The sequence below is a fragment of the Streptomyces sp. 2A115 genome, from assembly GCF_052245575.1.
In the GTDB taxonomy this organism is placed as follows: Bacteria; Actinomycetota; Actinomycetes; order Streptomycetales; family Streptomycetaceae; genus Streptomyces.
On sequence record NZ_JBQQCG010000115.1, the window covers coordinates 1 to 16,826 of the forward strand.

Genomic DNA, 16,826 nt, shown 5'->3' on the forward strand with positions numbered 1-16,826 from the left:
GCCGCTACCTCCCCGAAGGCAGCATGAGCGAGATCTACCGCGAACTCCCCGAAAGCGCCCCCGCGCTACCCAACACCCCGAACGCGCCCGCCAGTTGATCCCCAACACCACGACGAGGGACACGACCGGGCAGTCGGCGATGAAACAGGAAGTCTCACGGCGCGAGCCGTAAGAATCTCCTGAACCTTCCCCTTGATCGTGGACACCTGGAGACTGGGATCTTGAGTTCCAGAGGAAGTAGCACCAGGTGGGAAGCAAGTACACGAAGCGGTACACCGAAGAGTTCAAGCGGGACGCGATCGCGCTCGTCGACTCTTCGGGCAAGACGGTCACCGCCGTCGCCCGGGAACTCGGCATCAGCTCCGAGTCCCTGCGCGGCTGGTACCGCAAGGCGAAGGCGGAGCAGGGCGAGGGCACTCCCGACGAATTGAGCAGTGCCGAGCGGGAGGAGCTCAAGCGGCTGCGGCGGGAGAACCGCGAGCAGCAGCAGCCACACCCGGCACCCCTGGGCGGGCCAACCATACGAGGGGCTCACCACGTCCCGCAGAACAACGTAGGGAAGCGCTCAGTCACATTCGCGTTATGGACTCGGTCAGAGGTGCTGATCACGGGCTTGTCGAGCGGCTATGAGCGTGGCTGAGTGAACAATCCTTGCTCGGCCTCGATGAGGATGCCGCGCTCGACCAGCCGCTTGAGCTTCAGCCGGGCGTTGTTGACGTTGCTGGATGTGATCTTCAGGTCCATTGCCTCGCAGACCGCCCGCGCCCGTAGCGGGCCGTCGTCGTTCGGCGAAGACGGCCATAACCTGCTGGTAGGCCGGATGGTCCGGCAGCTTCGGGGCCGGTGGTGCGGGCAGCGCGGGGTCGGGCAGGGCCAGGAGCGTCTTGCGGGTGATGCGGATCTCCTCGGCGGCGGTGTCGAATCCCGCCAGCAGCGCGGTCAGCTTCGCGATGTTCTCCCGGGCCTCCTCGGCCTGCGCGGCGATCTGTCGCTCCTGTTCCTCCATCTGGGCCAGCACCGCCCCGAGCGTCAGCTCACCGCATGCGCCGCGCCAGGTGGGGGTGAAGGTACCGGTCAGCATCCGCGACATCCGGTCGCTTATGGCCCAGTACACCCTCGACTCGGCGGAGGCGGGGTGGTGTTCGTAGTCGCGGACCAGGCGGCGATACAGCATCATGATCCCGTTCGCCTGATCCACCACCCACCGCTTGGCCTGCGGGATGAAGCCCTTGTCGGCCGGGTTGCGCTCGACGACTTCGACCTCGATGCCCAGCTTCTTCCCGTGCTCCACGACGGTGTTCTTGAACCCCTGGTCCACCAGGGCCTTCTTTACGGACCCTGGCTCGGTGGCCGCGGCGACCCCGCCACCGTCAACTCGCGGGTGCAGGCCGCGATGCGGACCACGCCGCCCGCCACCCACAACCGTTCCACCCGCACCGCATCGAGGTGCGGAGACATGATCCGTACGAGGTCATCACACTCGCTGACAGTGCCGCTACCCGTGACGGAGCGTCACCGGCGCACGGTGGCGCACCCCCGCTTCACGGAAATCTTGCCAGGGCCACGTTCACGAGTACGCCGACAACAGGCGCGGGTCGCAAGGATCCGGCTCCGTTATGCGATGCTCCCGGCGGGTGGCCGGAGATAGGCCGACGCCTGGGCCTGACGGGTGCCGGGGTCCGTTCGGCTCGTGGCCGTGCTGATGGCGCTCCTTGGGCCGCCGCCACAGCTCACATCGTTGGGCAGACCCGCCCGCCTTGGTCCCCAACGCGTGCTGACTTGTGGGGGCATCGGTGGTTCGGGCCCAGTGCAGTGGGAGGCAGGGTTCTGTCTCCGTGGCTTGAAGGAGCGCAGGCCACTTCCGACGATTTCACTGTCGAAAACGAGTTGTCCAAGCCGCCCCGATGCCCTCAAGATCTGCCCATGACCACGACTATCGCTTTTCTGCCGCTGCCCTCCACCATCCGACCGGTGCGAGTCCAGCAGCAGCCCGGCCGACTGCGAAGGCCGACGCTCGCGCACTCGTGATCGGCGCCCTGGTCGCGGGCCTCCTCGCCGGCTACGGCATCGCCGTGCCGGTGGGAGCTGTGGCGACATATCTGGTGGCTCTGACAGCCCGGACATCTCTGAAGACCGGCGCTTGTGCCGCATTGGGTGTCGCAACCGCTGACGGCCTCTATGCGCTGATCGCCGCGCTTGGAGGCTCTGCGCTCGTCCCCACCATCGAACCGGTCATGGTTCCTCTGCGGTGGGTTTCGGCCTTGGTGCTCATCGCACTGGCGGCCCGCAGCGGCGTCACGGCGATCAGCCAGTACCGCACTCGACAGGCGACAGCCCGGACCGACGAGGTCCCCCTCAGTCCCGCACGGGCCTATATGGGGCTGTTGGGGATCACAATGATGAACCCCATGACCGTGATCTACTTTGCGGCGCTCGTGCTCGGCAGCCACGACACCGCGGCTCCAGACCGCCTGGAACAGGCCGTGTTCGTCCTCGCGGCCTTCGCAGCATCCGCCAGCTGGCAGCTGCTTCTCGCCGGTGGCGGAGCACTGCTCGGCCGAACTCTAACCAGCGGTCGAGGCCGGCTCGTCACCGCCATGGCTTCCAGCGCCCTGATCGCCGCACTCGCCGCTCACCTGCTGACCTCGGTGCCATGACCAGGTTCCGCTGTGTGTGAAGGCCGCCTGGACACCGCGGCGACGCGAGGCCTACGCCAACGACCAGGTGCCCAGACGTCGCTGGTCGACGTCACGGCCCGAGGAGATCGATCACCGGGCGGTCTTGGCCCGGCGATCGGCCTCGGCGGCCTGGTAGCGGTTGGTGCTCTGATCACATACGTTTAGCATGATGGAGCCCGGCGAGGCGGCAGCCTGGGTGACGGAGCGCACTGGTCCACGCGGCGGTGCCCGCTACCGTCTGTGGCACATCTGCACGCCAGCCCTGCCTTAGCTTCGTGCGCCGGAGACCAGTACAGGACGTAGAACCCCCGGCCGGCGGTACGCAGTTGCGCACCAGCACGGACCCACTCGGACCCTCCTGTGCGCACCATCGGGCGCGAAGCGTGCCCAGGGCGTCGAAATCGGCCGTGCCCCTGAGCCGCTGCCGGTCCTCTGTGAGCGCTGCGGTCGGCCCATCACTGTTCGGCCCCGCATCCGTTGTGAGAACGTCTCACCCGAGGACGGCCGGCACTGCCCCGACTGCCGCGACTGTTTCGCTACCTCGATGCCACAGGTCAGCACCACAAGGATGCGAATCGGCGCGGGCTCTCCACGTTGGGCCGCCGCAGCCGTTAAGGCCCGCAGTGATCGAACGAAACACGTACCCGCAGCGTCTGAGGTACATGAAAATGTCGCGTCAAGCCGCTGTTCTGCTCCTGAGTGCTGGGCTGTTGCTCTCCGGCTGCTCGTCCTCGTCCGACAACCCGGGCGACGAGGGGTACACCGGCCCCACCCTGCCCGCCCGCACCGTCGCGAAGGACAAGTGGCAAGAAGGGCCGGTGAAGCCCAAGCAGCACAAGCCGTACCCATACGACATCTATACACACTGCGGAATCAAGTGGGTGAAATTCGGCGGTCGTTGGTGGGTTCTGGACTCCGTGTTCCCCGGTGTCGAGCAGGTCAAGGGGGAGCCGCCCTCGCAGGACAGCCAGAGGCTCGCCGGCTACATGACTCTGATCGGCCCGGACACGGCCAACTTCGACGCCGTCGGAATGCCCACGATGCAATTCGTACCGACCGATGACGAACCGCCGGGCTGCGCCTAGCCCAGCCGCTGGCGAGTTCAATGCGTGCTCCAGTCGAAAATCAGCCATACGAGCAAGATTATTTTGTCTCTAACTGGAAAATTTTTGTGATGATTTGATGGCTACGTCCTTCCGGATCTGTTCGACATTTGATTCGGGCTGCATCGGGCTTTGCGGAAGATCCGCCAGGACTTCAGTCGTGCGACGCCGCGTTCGACCGGTGCCCGGGCGGCGGACAGCGCGCGGTTGACGGTCTGCTGGGTGGGCGTGAGGCCACGGCCCGGCGGCCGCCGGTGAGGTGTCGTCACCCACGGGCCGGCTAACCAGGTAGGCCCGGTCGGCGAGGATCGGGATGCCCTGGCGTTCGCAGATCCGGATGATCCGGTGAGTGCGGGCCGCGGTCAGGTCGGGCGTGCGACCGGGCAGTGCGGGTGAGATCCACAGCAGCCGGCCTCGACCTGGAAGGGCAGGAAGTCGAGGAGGGCGGAGAGGTCGTCGGCGTAGGTCGGGTTGTCCCGCTGCTCCTTGATCCTGATGCCGCCCGCGAGGACGTTCCACGGAAGGTTGCGCAGGCTCCGGGACGGTCCGCGGAAAGCGGCGACGAAGCCGGAGACGCTGCGTCTCAGTCCGTGGGGCAGTCGCTGTTATTCGGTCCCCACTCCTTTATCGGCTCCCTGTTGAGGCTGAAGGATCCGCAGATCAGCGCCGGGCGGGGGCCATCCTCGGTGTGGCGGACGATGACCAGGCCCTTGTCGAGCGGGGGCTTGGAGTAGATGTTGTCCTCTGGGTAGCGGATCGCGCCGCTCGCGCCTTCCAGCTCGATCTCGTCGTCCAGCTCGGACTTGACGGCGGACGCGCTGACCTCGCCGGTGTTGCTGTCGTTGGCCTCGTCGGCGGCCAGGCCAATGAGGCGTAGGGCGTCGAAGGCCAGGGGGGCGCGGCCGTCGTTGAGCCAGAGGTCTTCCTTACCGGCGTAGTAGGCGTAGGTCTTGGTGAACCGCTCCGCCTCTCCGTTCCTTTCTCTGTGGCCGACCGGGAGGACATGGACGGTGTGGTAGAGCCGCAGCCAGTTCTGGGCGTAGTCGTCCTCGGCGCGCATCGCGGCGTTGGTGAGCTCGTTGCCGCCGATGACGGTCAGGTTCTGGTACGCGCAGTTGGTGTTGCTGTAGCTGTTCAGGAAGGCCCTGAACCGCTCGACGCGCGATGCCCAGTACACGACCGTCCGCCGCTCGTCCTTCTTGCGTCGGCAGATCTGGTCGGCGGCCTCGCCGGCGCTGATCGTCGTGCTGGGGAATTTGAGGGTGTGCGTACGGCCCTCGAAGTGCTCGATGAATTTGTCCCCAAGTTCGTCGCTGTAGAGGTCGTCGGGGTCCTTCACCACGACCGCTTGCAGGGCGGTGTCGCACTTGCCGCTGTTCTCGGCGGGGTCGTCGGCCTTCTCGATGACACTGCCGCTGCCGGCGAAGGCCGCCTCGGTCTTCGCCTCACGGTCGTTGTTCGGCGCCAGGGGCCGGTAGTAGCCGCCGTCTGTGTGCATGGCGACGGCCGTCGCGGTCGTGCCGACCACCGGAATCCTGTGCCGGTCGAATTCCTGGGCGGCTCGCAGGGTCTGCTGACGGCTCTCGGCGAATCCGACGACACCGGTGATCGTCCGGCTGTCCTGGTAGCCCTTGCTCTTCTCGGCTTCGGCGGCGACGTTCTCGGCGACCTTCGCGGCGTTCTCGAAGTCCTTCCCGGCGTCGCGTACGTCGACCACCAGTCGCACCCGGTCCGTGTCCTGCTCGGCCTCGTGGTTCACACGGGCCTGGGCCATCCAGACGCCGCGCAGTTCGGCGAGGGCGCCGTTGAAACCCGCCTTGCTGTCGTCGGAGCTGATGGGCGGGCCCAGGTGGACCACCCTGCGTACGATGATTTTCTCGTCGGTCTTGGCGGCGGCTTCGGCGGCCAGCGCCTTCTCGTTCAGCTTGTCGATGGCCCTGCGTACGGCCACATATTCGTCCTCGGGCTTCTGCCGCCGGAGTCCGTTCTGCGGCAGGTCCACCCCGGGCAGAGTTTCGGGTGTGACGTTCGCTGCCACGGTGGCGCCGTCGAGACAGTCGACGTTCCTGCCCTCGCCCCCGCCAACCAGCCACTGCGCCACTAGGGCGAGCGTCACCGCGACGGCGACGAGTTCGACCCCGCCCTCCCCGCCCGGCCCCCAGGGGTGGACATGCGACCGGACAGGGACGACGGGCAGCCCGCCGCCCGCGATACCGCCTCCCGCGAAGTACTTCTCCGGGATGGTGGGGACCAGGAGCCACGGGTCGCCCGCGTCACCCGGTGCCCCGGCGTCCTGCCGCAGATGCTGCGCGGCGACGGCGAGACCGTCCTCAGCCTGCCGGTCCCAGCCCTGCTCCGGCCGGTCGGCGTAGCCCTGCGGCAACCCGGCGCCGACCACGAAGAGCGAGGAGCTGCCCCGCTCGCGATACGCGCTCCGATACGCCTGGAGAAAGCGCTCGACGTTCCGCGCGTGACCGCTGTCGGCCGGGGGCAGTTCGAGCAGCACCACGCGACGGGTCCGCCTCCGCCGCTTCCACGGTCCGAGGAAGCGGCCGGCGCGCGCCCGGTACAGGTCCGCCAGCAGTGCGCGCATCAAGAACTTTTCGAGCTCGAAGAGCGGGTTCTGCCTGGCGGCCGCATCACTGGCATCGCTGCTTCGCAGCGCCGTCGCCTGTGCCTCAAGCAGCTCGGACATCCTGTCGGTGAAACTCCCGTACGGCTTCGTAATGTTGAGCCACTTTCGGGCCCAGCCGTACTTTCCTGACCTGACGCACCGCCACGTCCAGCGCCAGTCCCACAGCATCCGGGGCAGCTTGATGAAGAGCGGTTTCGCGAGCACCGTCAGCAGAGCGGTCATGAGCGTCCCGGTGTTCTGCCCGGGAGCGGGAGCCAGCTGGGCGAGGGCGTGCGGGATCCCGCCGTGTTCAGAATCCTCGGTCCGCTGCGCGTAGAGCCAGTCGCGCATTGCCCTGCCGTTGAGCTCCTGGTGCAGTGCCCCGCCCTCGGGATCCGGCTGGGCCGCGACGGCTCGGGCCCGCTCCACCATTCGCTCGACAAGGTCGAAGTCACGCAGCCTGAGCTTCCCGGCCCGCGTGGGGGGCCTCCATTCGCGCAGCTGCTGGCCGACCTGCAAAGTCAGCAGCTTCTCGCCCGGGTGGCCACCCTGTCCGCCCTGGGTGACCAGCAGCTTGGCATAGGCGACGGCGCGATCGTCGTTCAGGCGCAGCGCCTGTTCTAGCGCCTCCACCGTCAGGGTGGCCCGGTCCGTAGCGTGCTGCCCCTCGCCTCCCGTATTGATCAGGACAGGAGGCGGCGTGTGTTTGTTGAGGGACGCCCAGCCACTTGGACGCACCACGGCCTTGAAACCCCGTACAAAGTCTGTCGCTCCCGGATCACTGGGAAAGTTCGGCACGCCATCCCCTTGCGCCGTAAATATGCGATGGCAGACAGTAGCGGGGAACCACGCCGACGGGGAAGCGGCTTTAACGCCCTCATGCATGGTTGGCGAGGAGGCGTAGAGCGGTCCAAGTCGGCGTGTGGCTCAGCTCTTTTGTGCAGCGTCGAGGCCGGCGGTCTGCTGGGAGAGCAGTCCGGCGATGGCCCGGATGATGTCGGTCATGTGCTCACGGCGGCCGTGATGGCGGGCGAGGGGCCGCTAGTTCTTGAGATGTGTGCGATGCCGTGCTCGACGCGGATGCGGCTGACTGTCACCACCGGGAGCCAGGTACGGAACCAGTCCGGTGAACGCGAAGTGCCCGAGGTGGTTGGTGTCGAATTGCAGTTCGAACCCGTCTTGGGTGATCTGCATCGGCGGGTACATCACGCCGGCGGCACGGCCTGCGTGAGCGCATGCGGGCGACGGTCCGGGAAGAAGTGGTCGCGGCGGTGCTCCGGCTCTTCTCCGCTCAGGGCTTCGACCGGACGACTGTCGAGCAGATCGCCGCCGAGGCGGGGCTGTCGCGCGCCAGCCTGTTCCGGGACTTCGGGACAAGGAAGACATGGTGCTGGTCGGCCTGGAGGACAGCGGCCGTCTCATCGCGGAAGCACTCGCCGCCCGCCCGGACGAGGAACGGCCCTGGGCGGCACTGCTCCGGGCGTTCGACGCTCTGCTGCGGCAGAACGAGGAATCGCCCGAGCAGACGCTCCGCTATGTGCGCATGCTCCAGGAGACCCCGTCACTACGTGCCCGGCATCATGAGAAGCAGCTGCAGTGGCGGGAGCTGCGGGTGCCGGAGGTCGCCAGGCGATTGGCGACCAGCCCTGACCGGCCGAAAGACTCCGGGCCGAGTGCGCTGGGCCCGGCCGCCATCGCCTGCCTGGACGTGGCCACCGCGGGGTGGGTGGCCTGCGACGGTGCTGTTCCCGTCGACGTGCTGCTCGATCGCGCGATGGGCGCGCTGGCGGAGTAACCCGGACCGCTCCTGGTAGCCGACTTCAAGCCGGTCTCCTACGGCTTCCGGCCCCTGCGACGGGCACACGACGCGATCGCCGAGATCCACTTCTGCGGCACCCACGGCTACCGCTGGGCCCTGGACGCGGACATCGAGGCGTGCTTCGACTCGATCGACCGTGCTGCGGGGGTCAAGGCATTCCTCAAGGCCGGCGTCCTCGCCGAGACAACAGCCGCGAGGACACCCTCACCGGCACCCCGCAGGGCGGCGCCCTCTCCCCACTCTTGGCGTATATGTACGTCGTTTGAGGAATCCAGCACTAGGCGCTGGAAGGTGCGCGGGGACATGGGTGTCCGCTGGGGCCTTGACGGCCGGGAGTGGAGGAGATCTCCGTGTGATCCCTGCGGCGGGCGTCGGAAAGGGGCGCCACCCTGTCGTCGTCGCCCAGGTTTGCGCCCGGGAATGAAATCGGCCCCTCCCTCGCTGCTGGCGAAAAAAATACCCCCACCCGTATACTGGTATACCCCGGGGGGTAAGGTGAGCGAGCATTCCAGGAGGAACCATGAAGGTTGTCATCGTCGGTGGTGTCGCGGGCGGGATGTCGGCCGCGACGCGGCTGCGGCGCCTTGACGAGGAGGCGGAGATCGTCGTCCTCGAGCGCGGCGTCCACGTCAGCTACGCCAACTGCGGACTGCCCTACTACCTCGGCGGCGTCATCGAGGAGCGCGACGCGCTCCTGGTCCAGACGCCCGAGGCCCTGCACACCCGCTTCGGCCTGGACGTGCGCGTGCGCAGCGAGGTCGTCGCGATCGACCGCGCGGCCCGCACCGTCCGCGTCCGTGACCTGGATGGCGGCCGCGAGTACGACGAGCCGTACGACCGTCTCGTCCTCAGCCCCGGCGCCCATCCCTTCGTCCCCGACCTGCCGGGCGTCGAGCGGGCCCGCACCCTGCGGGACGTGACCGACGTTGACCGCATCGCCGCTGACCTCGACGCGGGCGCCCGCACCGCCGTGGTAGTCGGGGGCGGTTTCATCGGAGTCGAGGCGGCGGAGAACCTGCGTGAGCGCGGCCTGGACGTGACGCTCGTCGAGCTCGCCGGCCAGGTACTGCCGCCACTGGACACGGAGATGGCCGCCCCGCTCGCGGAGAAGCTGCGGGAGCACGGCATCCGCGTGGAGCTGGGCACCCAGATCGCCAAGGTGCTGCCGGACTCCGTCGTGCTGGCCGACGGGCGCACGGTCCCGGCAGACCTCGTCCTGATGTCCATCGGCGTACGCCCGGAGAACAGGCTCGCCAGGGAGGCCGGCCTGGAGATCGGCGAGCGCGGCGGCATCGCGGTGGACGCCTCAATGCGCACCAGCGACCCCGGTGTCTACGCCGTCGGCGACGCCGCCGAGAAGCGTGACGCGCTGACCGGTGAGCCGACGCTGATCCCGCTTGCGAACCTCGCCAACCGGCACGGCCGCCTGGTCGCCGACGCGATTGCCGGGCGCGAGGTGCGCGCCCGCGCGGCGACCGGCACCGCCGTGGTCCGGGTCTTCGAGCTGACCGCCGCCGCGACCGGCTGGAACGAGAAGCGGCTGCGCGCCGCCGGGCGCCCCTACCAGGCGGTGCATCTGCACCCTGGCTCGCACGCGGGCTACTACCCGGGCGCCTCGCCGATCGCCCTCAAGGTGCTCTTCGACCCGCGCGACGGCCGGATTCTGGGCGCCCAGGCGGTGGGCGCGGACGGCGTGGACAAGCGCATCGACGTGATCGCCACCGCGATGGCGGGCGGCTTGACCGCCCCGGACCTGGCCGACCTCGAGCTCGCCTACGCGCCGCCGTACGGCGCGGCCAAGGACCCGGTGAACATGGCCGGGATGATCGCCGAGAACCTGGCCACCGGCACCGCCCGCACCCTGCAGTGGCACGAACTGGACGCCTCGCTCACCCATGGCGCCGCCCTGATCGACGTACGCACGGCCGCCGAGCACGCGCGCGGCGCCATCCCCGGCGCGCTGAACATCCCCGTCGACGAGCTGCGCGACCGGGTCAACGAGATCCCTGCCGACCGGCCGCTGATCGTGCACTGTCAGGTCGGACTGCGCGGACACACCGCCGCCCGCCTCCTCACCCAGCTCACCGGCCGACCGGCCACCAACCTCGACGGCGGCTACGCCACCTGGGCCGCCGCGCACACCACGGAGGCGGCCACCCCGCTGGCCGCCTGAGCCCGACCGACACCCCACCGGAACGACCCGCGAACAGGAGCCGCCCGCCATGGCTACCACGAACGACGAGAGCATGACCGCCGTCCTCAACCGGCTGCGCCGGGCGCAAGGCCAGCTCGCCGGCGTCATCACGATGATCGAGGCGGGCAGCGACTGCAAGGACGTGGTCACCCAACTCGCCGCTGTATCAAGGGCGTTGGACCGGGCTGGCTTCAAGATCATCGCAAGCGGCATGCGCGATTGCCTCGCCGCCGCCGATGGCGAGCGCACCCCGCTGACCGAAGCGGAACTGGAGAAACTGTTCCTCAGCCTGGCTTGACCCTCGGCCTGGCCTGACCCGTAACGCGACTCCATCCCGCCGACCGCAGGCGGCGCGCAGCCTGCCTCCCCGTGCCGCACGTCGATACGCATCACACCCATTTACATACCCCCTTGGGTATACCGCAGGCTGGATTTATAAATACCCCCATGAGATGAGAGCATGACGACCGCCCAACCGACACTGACGGAGACAGACACCTCTACCCCCCCATCAACTCCCCGGAGCACTGGGGCGGTTGGGGATCTGGGCCACGACCCGTCTGCGACTGGTGCTGGTGCTGTGGCTGGCCGTGATCGCGGGCCTCGGCGCGTTCGCGCCCCAGGCGACCTCCGCGCTCGCGGGTGCCGACTGGCAGGCCAACGGGTCGCAGTCGGTACAGGTGCGCGAACTGGCCCAGCGGCACTTCGCGGGCAACGCGTCGTCGGCGTTGCAGGTGGTCGTCACTACGGACAAGACCACGGACCGGCAGGTCTCGGATCCGGCCGTACAGAAGACGATCGCGAAGGCGACGGACCTTCTGAAGGCCGACCCGCGGATCTCCGACGAGGGCCAGCACGAGGATGGCCATCGTCACCGGCCACGAGGAGATGGGCATCGTCCTGGGCATCGCCGTCCTGCTCGACGCCGCCCTCGTCCGCCTCATCCTGCTGCCCGTACTGCTCCAGCTCACCGGCCGCGCAGCCTGGCACACCCCTGCCTGGCTCAAGCGAGTCCTGCCCAACATCCCCTTCAGCCACGGGTAGCGAGCCGGTCATCCCCGGCCCGCACATGCCGGTGCACGACACCGCCGACCCGCAAGCCCACCCCGACAACGCAAGGAGCGAGAACCATGTGTCAGAAGGCCGTATGCCGAAAGTGCCAGAAGGCCACCTACCGCGGCTGCGGAATGCACGTCGAGCAAGTGCTCGCCGGAATCCCGCAGTCCCAACGCTGCACCTGCGCCAAGGACTCCGCGCCTGCCGGGAGCCTCTGGAAGCGCATCCTCGGCCGCGGCTGATCCGGCGCAGCAGCCGCGCGGCGTCTGACGTCGCCCGGGAGTGGCCTCACCGTCGCCGAGACGAGCACGGTCGGAAGCTGCGTTCCGTGAGCACTGTCGGTTGTGAAGTCGCAGGTCACGGCTCTGGTGTGCGTGGGGTTCGGGATGCTCGTGCTGATCGCGGGCGGATGACTTCAGTGAAGATCGTCGGTCACCGGGAGAGGCACGGCGGCCGGACCGCACGCTGAACGCACTGTCGGCCAGGTTCAGGGCAGCGGGCAGCTTCACACCGGTCGCCCGTGTCATGCATGGCGTGGGTCGTGCTCGATGGAGAGCTGAGCGGCCGTGTTCCTCGGCGACGCAGAGCAGCCCGGGCCAGTCAGCCGGCCGCACGCGTTCCTGGGGCTCTTTCCCACAGAGGTGTTCGCGCGTCCGTCCTGCGAGGGCCTTCGCTCACCCGATCCCGTGATCGACGGGTGCTCGGGTACCTGTCGAATCCCTGTCATCCCCCGATGCACTGTTGCCCGTGCGTACCGCTTGTTACTACCGTGCTCATTGAGATTTCAAAGGGAAATCCGATGGAAGGGCCCGCCATGCCCATGCCTGAATGTACGGCTCTGCCGTCCCCGGCTGCCATTGCGACCGTCCCACGAACCGCTCCCCCCGCCCGCGAAGAACGGCCGTTCCGCTCGGTCGGCTGACCCCGCTGCGGCTGATGCCTGCCTGCGAGCACGCGTCCCCGAGTTCTCGCTGCTCACCCCGGTACCCCGGTCGGCCGGTCCCTACTGTCGCGTCACGCACCACGGCATCGGCCGAACCAGTCCACCGCCGCACCCACCCATGTGCCCACCGCCATGAGCCTCCAGCCTGCGCACGCCCCGTGCAGGACGGCGCCCGACGGACAACGCAACCGCACGACCGCGCTCTCCCATGCCTCACCCCCACCGGTCTCCAGGCACGTCCTCGCCAGGAGCAGAAGGAGAGATCCATGAACTCCACGCAGAGTGAGCCGCTCGAATACCTCGTGATCGGCGGCGGTCCCGCCGGCCTCCAGCTCGGGCAGTTACTCCAGGCGGCAGGGTACGGATACCGGATCCTGGAAGCGGGCAGTGCTCCCGGCACCTTCTTCCGCACCTTCCCCCGCCACCGCAAGCTGATCTCCATCAACAAGGTGCACAACGGCACCGACGATCCTGAGCTGAATCTCCGGATGGACTGGAACTCCCTGCTCTCCCCGGACCCGGAGCTGTTGTTCACCCGCTACAGCAAGCGCTACTTCCCGCACGCCGACGATCTGGTGCGCTATCTGGCCGACTTCGCCGAGGCGTTCAAACTGGACATCGCCTACGACACCCGGGCGGAGCGGATCCGGCGCGGCGTCGACGGCGGGTTCACCGTCACCGACCGGCACGGGCAGGAGCATCACGGCCGCCGGCTGGTGATGGCCACCGGGCTGAGCAGGTCCAACACCCCGGACATACCAGGGATCGAGACGGCCGAGGACTACTCGATGGTGTCGGTGGATCCCGAGGACTTCACCGACCAGCGTGTCCTGATCCTCGGCAAGGGCAACTCCGCCCTGGAGACCGCTGACAACCTCGTCGAGACCGCGGCGGTGATCCATGTCGCTGGGCCGCACTCCGTACGGATGGCCTGGAACAGCCACTACGTCGGGCATCTGCGCGCGGTCAACAACAACTTCCTCGACACCTACCAACTCAAGTCGCAGAACGCCCTGTTGGACGGCGACGTGCTGTCGATCGACCAGGCCGACAAGGCCACCGCCGGGGGATACCGCGTCCGGTTCAGCTTCTCCCGGGCCGACGAGGTCGTGAAGGAACTGCGTTACGACCGGGTCATCGTGTGCACCGGCTTCCGCTTCGACGCCTCGGTGTTCGACCCGGACTGCCGGCCCGAGTTGGTCATCAACGACCGCTTCGCCGCCCTCAACCCGGCGTACGAGTCGATGAACGTGCCCGGCCTGTACTTCGCCGGCACGCTCATGCAGCAGCGTGACTTCAAGAAGTCCACCGGCGGCTTCATCCACGGTTTCCGCTACGCCGTACGGGCCCTGAGCCGCATCCTCGACGAGCGCCACCACGACCGGCCATGGCCGCACCGGCCACTGGACGCATCCCCGTCCGCGCTGGCGGACGCCGTGGTGGGCAGGGTCAACCGCAGCTCGGCGCTCTGGCAGCAGTTCGGAGTCCTCGGCGACCTGATCGTCACGGCACCCGGCGAACCGGCCCGCTATCACGAGGAGGTGCCGGTCGCGTACGCCCACGAGAGCCAACTCACCGAGAACGGCGACTGCTTCACCGTCACTCTCGAGTACGGCCCCGACCACGACAAGGTCGACCCCTTCGACATCACAGTGCGCCGCACCGCCCAGAACTCGGTCGACGACGCCTTCGACGCGGCCTATCTGCACCCGGTGATCCGGCACTTCCGGGGCGGTGAACTGCTGGGTACGCATCACATGGCCGAGAACCTGGAGAACGAGTGGGACCACCCGGAGGTCCACCGGGCCCCGCTCGCCGAGTTCTTCGCCCGCGAGCTGGACCGCCGGCCGAGCTCCGTCGGGCGGTGAGCGGCGTGCAGTACACCGTCCACGACTTCGAGACCGCGGCCCGCACCAAACTCGACCCCGTGTACGCCGACTTCATCGCCGGCGGGGCACGGGACGAGATCACCGTACGGGCCAACGAGGCGGCGTTCGGAAGGCTTCAGCTGCTGCCCCGGGTGTTGCGTGGAAGTGCCGAACGGGACCTGGATGTCACCCTGCTCGGCAGCCGGGCGCGCCTGCCGGTCCTGCTCTCACCGACCGCCTTCCACAAACTGGTCGATCCGGAAGGGGAGTTGGCCACCGCGCGGGCTGCGGCCGCCGCCGGAGCGATCATGATCGTGAGCATGGCGTCCACGGTGGCGGTGGGCGAGATCGCCGACGCGGTCCGCGGGACCGGCGACGACGTACCGCTGTGGTTCCAGCTCTACATCCAGCCCGACCTGGAGATCACCGAGGCGCTGGTGCGACGGGCCACCGACGCCGGCTGCACCGCCCTGGTGGTCACCGTGGACTCCCCGGTGCTGGGCGCGAACGAACGCAACCGGCGCAACGGCTTCCACGATCTGCCGCCCGGCCTGCGCTGCGAGAACCTGGTGGATCTGCGCGACGGCGAGCATGGGCACGTACGGCAGATCGCCATGTCACCGGAGCTGAACTGGGAGCACATCGACTGGCTGCGCAGGACCACCCCGCTGCCGATCCTGCTCAAGGGCGTGCTGCATCCCGAGGACGCGCGGCTCGCGATCCGGCACGGCGTAGATGGGCTGTTGCTGTCCAACCACGGCGGTCGCCAACTCGACACCGTGCCCGCCACGTTGGAGCTGCTGCCCGAGATCGGCGCCGCGGTGGCGGGCCGTATCCCGGTCGTGCTGGACGGCGGAGTGCGGCGCGGCACCGACGCGATCAAGGCCCTGGCGCTGGGCGCGTCCGCCGTGGGCATCGGCCGGCCCGTGATGTGGGCGCTGGCCGAGGGCGGCGAAAAGGGCGTACGGCGACTCCTTGAGCTGCTGCGCGAGGAAATCGACGACACCCTGGCCCTCTGTGGAGCGTCCGCACTCGCCGACCTGACGCCCGATCTGGTCCGGGTGCCCGCGTGGGGGCCCGCGCCGGGCCCGGCCGTGGCGCCGGGCGCGGACACCCGATTCGGTGGGGTGGTCGCGTGAGTCCCACCGTATGGCTGATCACCGGCGCAGCCGTGGCCCTGGTGGCAGGTCTGCCGTACTGGCTGCCCAGAATCGTGATCGCACTGCGCGTCCGCATCTTCGGCTGGGTGGGCGGCGAGGAGGGCATTCGGGCACCCGGCCAGGAGGTTCCCGCCGAGGAGTTCAAGAAGGTGTACGGGCATCCGGCGGCCAACGGCCGCAGCCGCGGCGCCGCACTGTCCGACCTGTTCTGGTACTGGCTGTCGCCCGGCCCGGAGGTCCACCAGGAGCACTTGGAGCCCGGGCCGCGCTACGACGACGTGGCCAGGACCACCCGGCACATCCTGGCCGGGCTGTCCAGGGAGCAGTGGACGGAGCTGGTCGGCCGCTGCACCCGCCGGGTGCTCGACGAACTCGAGGGGCAGGCTCGTGTGCGCCGGGTCAGACTGCGTGACCTGATGATGCCCATCTGGGCCGAGGTCTACTACGAGGTGGTCTTCCGCCAGCCCTGCCCGCGCCACGTCCGGGACCTGATCACCGGCAACGCGGACGACGTGGTCAGCGCCCTGAAGTGCACCCGCCTGCGCCACATGGACCGGCGGGCCCGGCTCACCGACTACCTGCGGGACCGGCTTGCGAACGACCCCCCGCCGGTGCCGTTGCCGTCCTCACTCTCCGAGCGGGAGCAGGCGTACTACCTGCAGGGCACGTTCTTCAACACCGCTGTGGTGCAGATGTCGGAGGCGATGGCTCATCTGCTGCTGGCCCTTGCCACGCACCGGCCGGTGCAGGACCGCCTGGTGGCAGGCGAGGAGGACCCGGACTTCCTGGACCGGGTCATCAACGAGACGCTGCAGCACTTCCCGCTCTTCGGCGTGGCCCACCGGATCACCTCCGGGGAGATCCCCCGGGACGGTCGGGCCCCCATCCCGGCAGGCTCGGTCCTCCTGTTCAACTACCCCGAGTACCAGGGCTCCGGCCCGGGCGGCGCAGAGCGGTTCGACCCGGACCGGTGGCTGAGTCCGGACACCAAGCCGTCGGCCTTCATCCCGTTCGGGGTGACCGCCAACCGTCCCTGTCCGGCGCGCGGTTTCGCCGTCCTCACGATGCGGATCGCGGCCGAGGAGACGCTGCGCCGCTTCCACCTCGACTCCTCGGCGGAGCACACCCGTTCACTGCCGAGCCGCGGTCCCTGCCTGCTCGTCCCGCGCACCGGTACGGCGGCCTTGAGTCCGGCCCGACGATGGACCCGGCTCGCGGCGATGCGACTGGCCGATCGCTGGGAGGCGGTCCCGCGCAGCCTCAAACAGCTCGTCCTCGGCACCTACATGGTGTGGGACGCACGCCGCCAGGGGCTGTGCCGCAACTACTTCGCCGCCTCGTCCGGCGGCTCCGCCCCCTCCGTCGTCGCCGGCCGTTGAGAGGGACGCGAC

Annotated in this window: 12 protein-coding genes and 4 pseudogenes; 12 read left to right on the forward strand and 4 right to left on the reverse strand. The window is 68.7% G+C overall.

Annotated features, from left to right (window positions below):
* Positions 1-247: 247 nt before the first annotated feature.
* Positions 248-640, forward strand: coding sequence for a transposase (locus ACTWQR_RS50450; protein ID WP_443234082.1), 393 nt, complete (start codon positions 248-250; stop codon positions 638-640).
* Between the two features lie 408 nt (positions 641-1,048).
* On the opposite strand, the pseudogene ACTWQR_RS50455 reads toward ACTWQR_RS50450, so the two are convergent.
* Positions 1,049-1,336 (reverse strand): annotated as a pseudogene (locus ACTWQR_RS50455) (IS5/IS1182 family transposase); the annotation flags it as partial.
* Between the two features lie 688 nt (positions 1,337-2,024).
* On the opposite strand from ACTWQR_RS50455, the gene ACTWQR_RS50460 reads away from it, so the two are divergent.
* Both ACTWQR_RS50460 and ACTWQR_RS50465 read left to right on the forward strand, forming a co-directional pair.
* On the forward strand, positions 2,025-2,657 hold the full coding sequence (locus tag ACTWQR_RS50460; RefSeq protein WP_443234083.1) for a LysE family transporter: 633 nt from the start codon (positions 2,025-2,027) through the stop codon (positions 2,655-2,657).
* Between the two features lie 689 nt (positions 2,658-3,346).
* A complete protein-coding gene (locus tag ACTWQR_RS50465) occupies positions 3,347-3,763 on the forward strand; it encodes a hypothetical protein (RefSeq protein ID WP_443234084.1) in 417 nt (138 codons plus the stop codon).
* 101 nt (positions 3,764-3,864) lie between these two features.
* On the opposite strand, the pseudogene ACTWQR_RS50470 reads toward ACTWQR_RS50465, so the two are convergent.
* The 3 genes and pseudogenes from ACTWQR_RS50470 to ACTWQR_RS50480 form a co-directional block, all read right to left on the reverse strand.
* Positions 3,865-4,195 (reverse strand): annotated as a pseudogene (locus ACTWQR_RS50470) (transposase family protein); the annotation flags it as partial.
* Positions 4,196-4,364: 169 nt separating this feature from the next.
* Positions 4,365-7,136, reverse strand: coding sequence for a hypothetical protein (locus ACTWQR_RS50475; RefSeq protein WP_443234085.1), 2,772 nt, complete (start codon positions 7,134-7,136; stop codon positions 4,365-4,367).
* 375 nt (positions 7,137-7,511) lie between these two features.
* Positions 7,512-7,610 (reverse strand): annotated as a pseudogene (locus ACTWQR_RS50480) (short-chain dehydrogenase); the annotation flags it as partial.
* Between the two features lie 20 nt (positions 7,611-7,630).
* Here ACTWQR_RS50480 and ACTWQR_RS50485 point away from each other — a divergent pair.
* The 9 genes and pseudogenes from ACTWQR_RS50485 to ACTWQR_RS50525 all read left to right on the forward strand — a co-directional run.
* Positions 7,631-7,720, forward strand: a pseudogene (locus tag ACTWQR_RS50485) (TetR family transcriptional regulator); the annotation flags it as partial.
* Between the two features lie 59 nt (positions 7,721-7,779).
* A complete protein-coding gene (locus tag ACTWQR_RS50490; protein ID WP_443234086.1) occupies positions 7,780-8,190 on the forward strand; it encodes an acyl-CoA-like ligand-binding transcription factor in 411 nt (136 codons plus the stop codon).
* Between the two features lie 544 nt (positions 8,191-8,734).
* Complete coding sequence (locus ACTWQR_RS50495; RefSeq protein ID WP_443234087.1) at positions 8,735-10,387, forward strand: FAD-dependent oxidoreductase; 1,653 nt, start codon at positions 8,735-8,737, stop codon at positions 10,385-10,387.
* Positions 10,388-10,436: 49 nt separating this feature from the next.
* Positions 10,437-10,706 (forward strand): metal-sensitive transcriptional regulator, encoded by a 270-nt coding sequence (locus tag ACTWQR_RS50500; protein WP_443234088.1) that lies wholly within the window; start codon positions 10,437-10,439, stop codon positions 10,704-10,706.
* Between the two features lie 563 nt (positions 10,707-11,269).
* On the forward strand, positions 11,270-11,452 hold the full coding sequence (locus ACTWQR_RS50505) for a hypothetical protein (RefSeq protein WP_443234089.1): 183 nt from the start codon (positions 11,270-11,272) through the stop codon (positions 11,450-11,452).
* Between the two features lie 86 nt (positions 11,453-11,538).
* Positions 11,539-11,706: a hypothetical protein gene (locus tag ACTWQR_RS50510; protein ID WP_443234090.1), complete on the forward strand. Its 168-nt coding sequence runs from the start codon at positions 11,539-11,541 to the stop codon at positions 11,704-11,706.
* Between the two features lie 967 nt (positions 11,707-12,673).
* A complete protein-coding gene (locus ACTWQR_RS50515) occupies positions 12,674-14,275 on the forward strand; it encodes an NAD(P)-binding domain-containing protein (RefSeq protein ID WP_443234091.1) in 1,602 nt (533 codons plus the stop codon).
* Between the two features lie 5 nt (positions 14,276-14,280).
* Entirely contained in the window at positions 14,281-15,414 is a 1,134-nt protein-coding gene (locus ACTWQR_RS50520) for an alpha-hydroxy acid oxidase (protein WP_443234114.1), read from the forward strand.
* Complete coding sequence (locus ACTWQR_RS50525; RefSeq protein WP_443234092.1) at positions 15,411-16,814, forward strand: cytochrome P450; 1,404 nt, start codon at positions 15,411-15,413, stop codon at positions 16,812-16,814. The genes ACTWQR_RS50520 and ACTWQR_RS50525 overlap by 4 nt, the downstream gene beginning before the upstream one ends.
* Positions 16,815-16,826 lie beyond the last annotated feature (12 nt).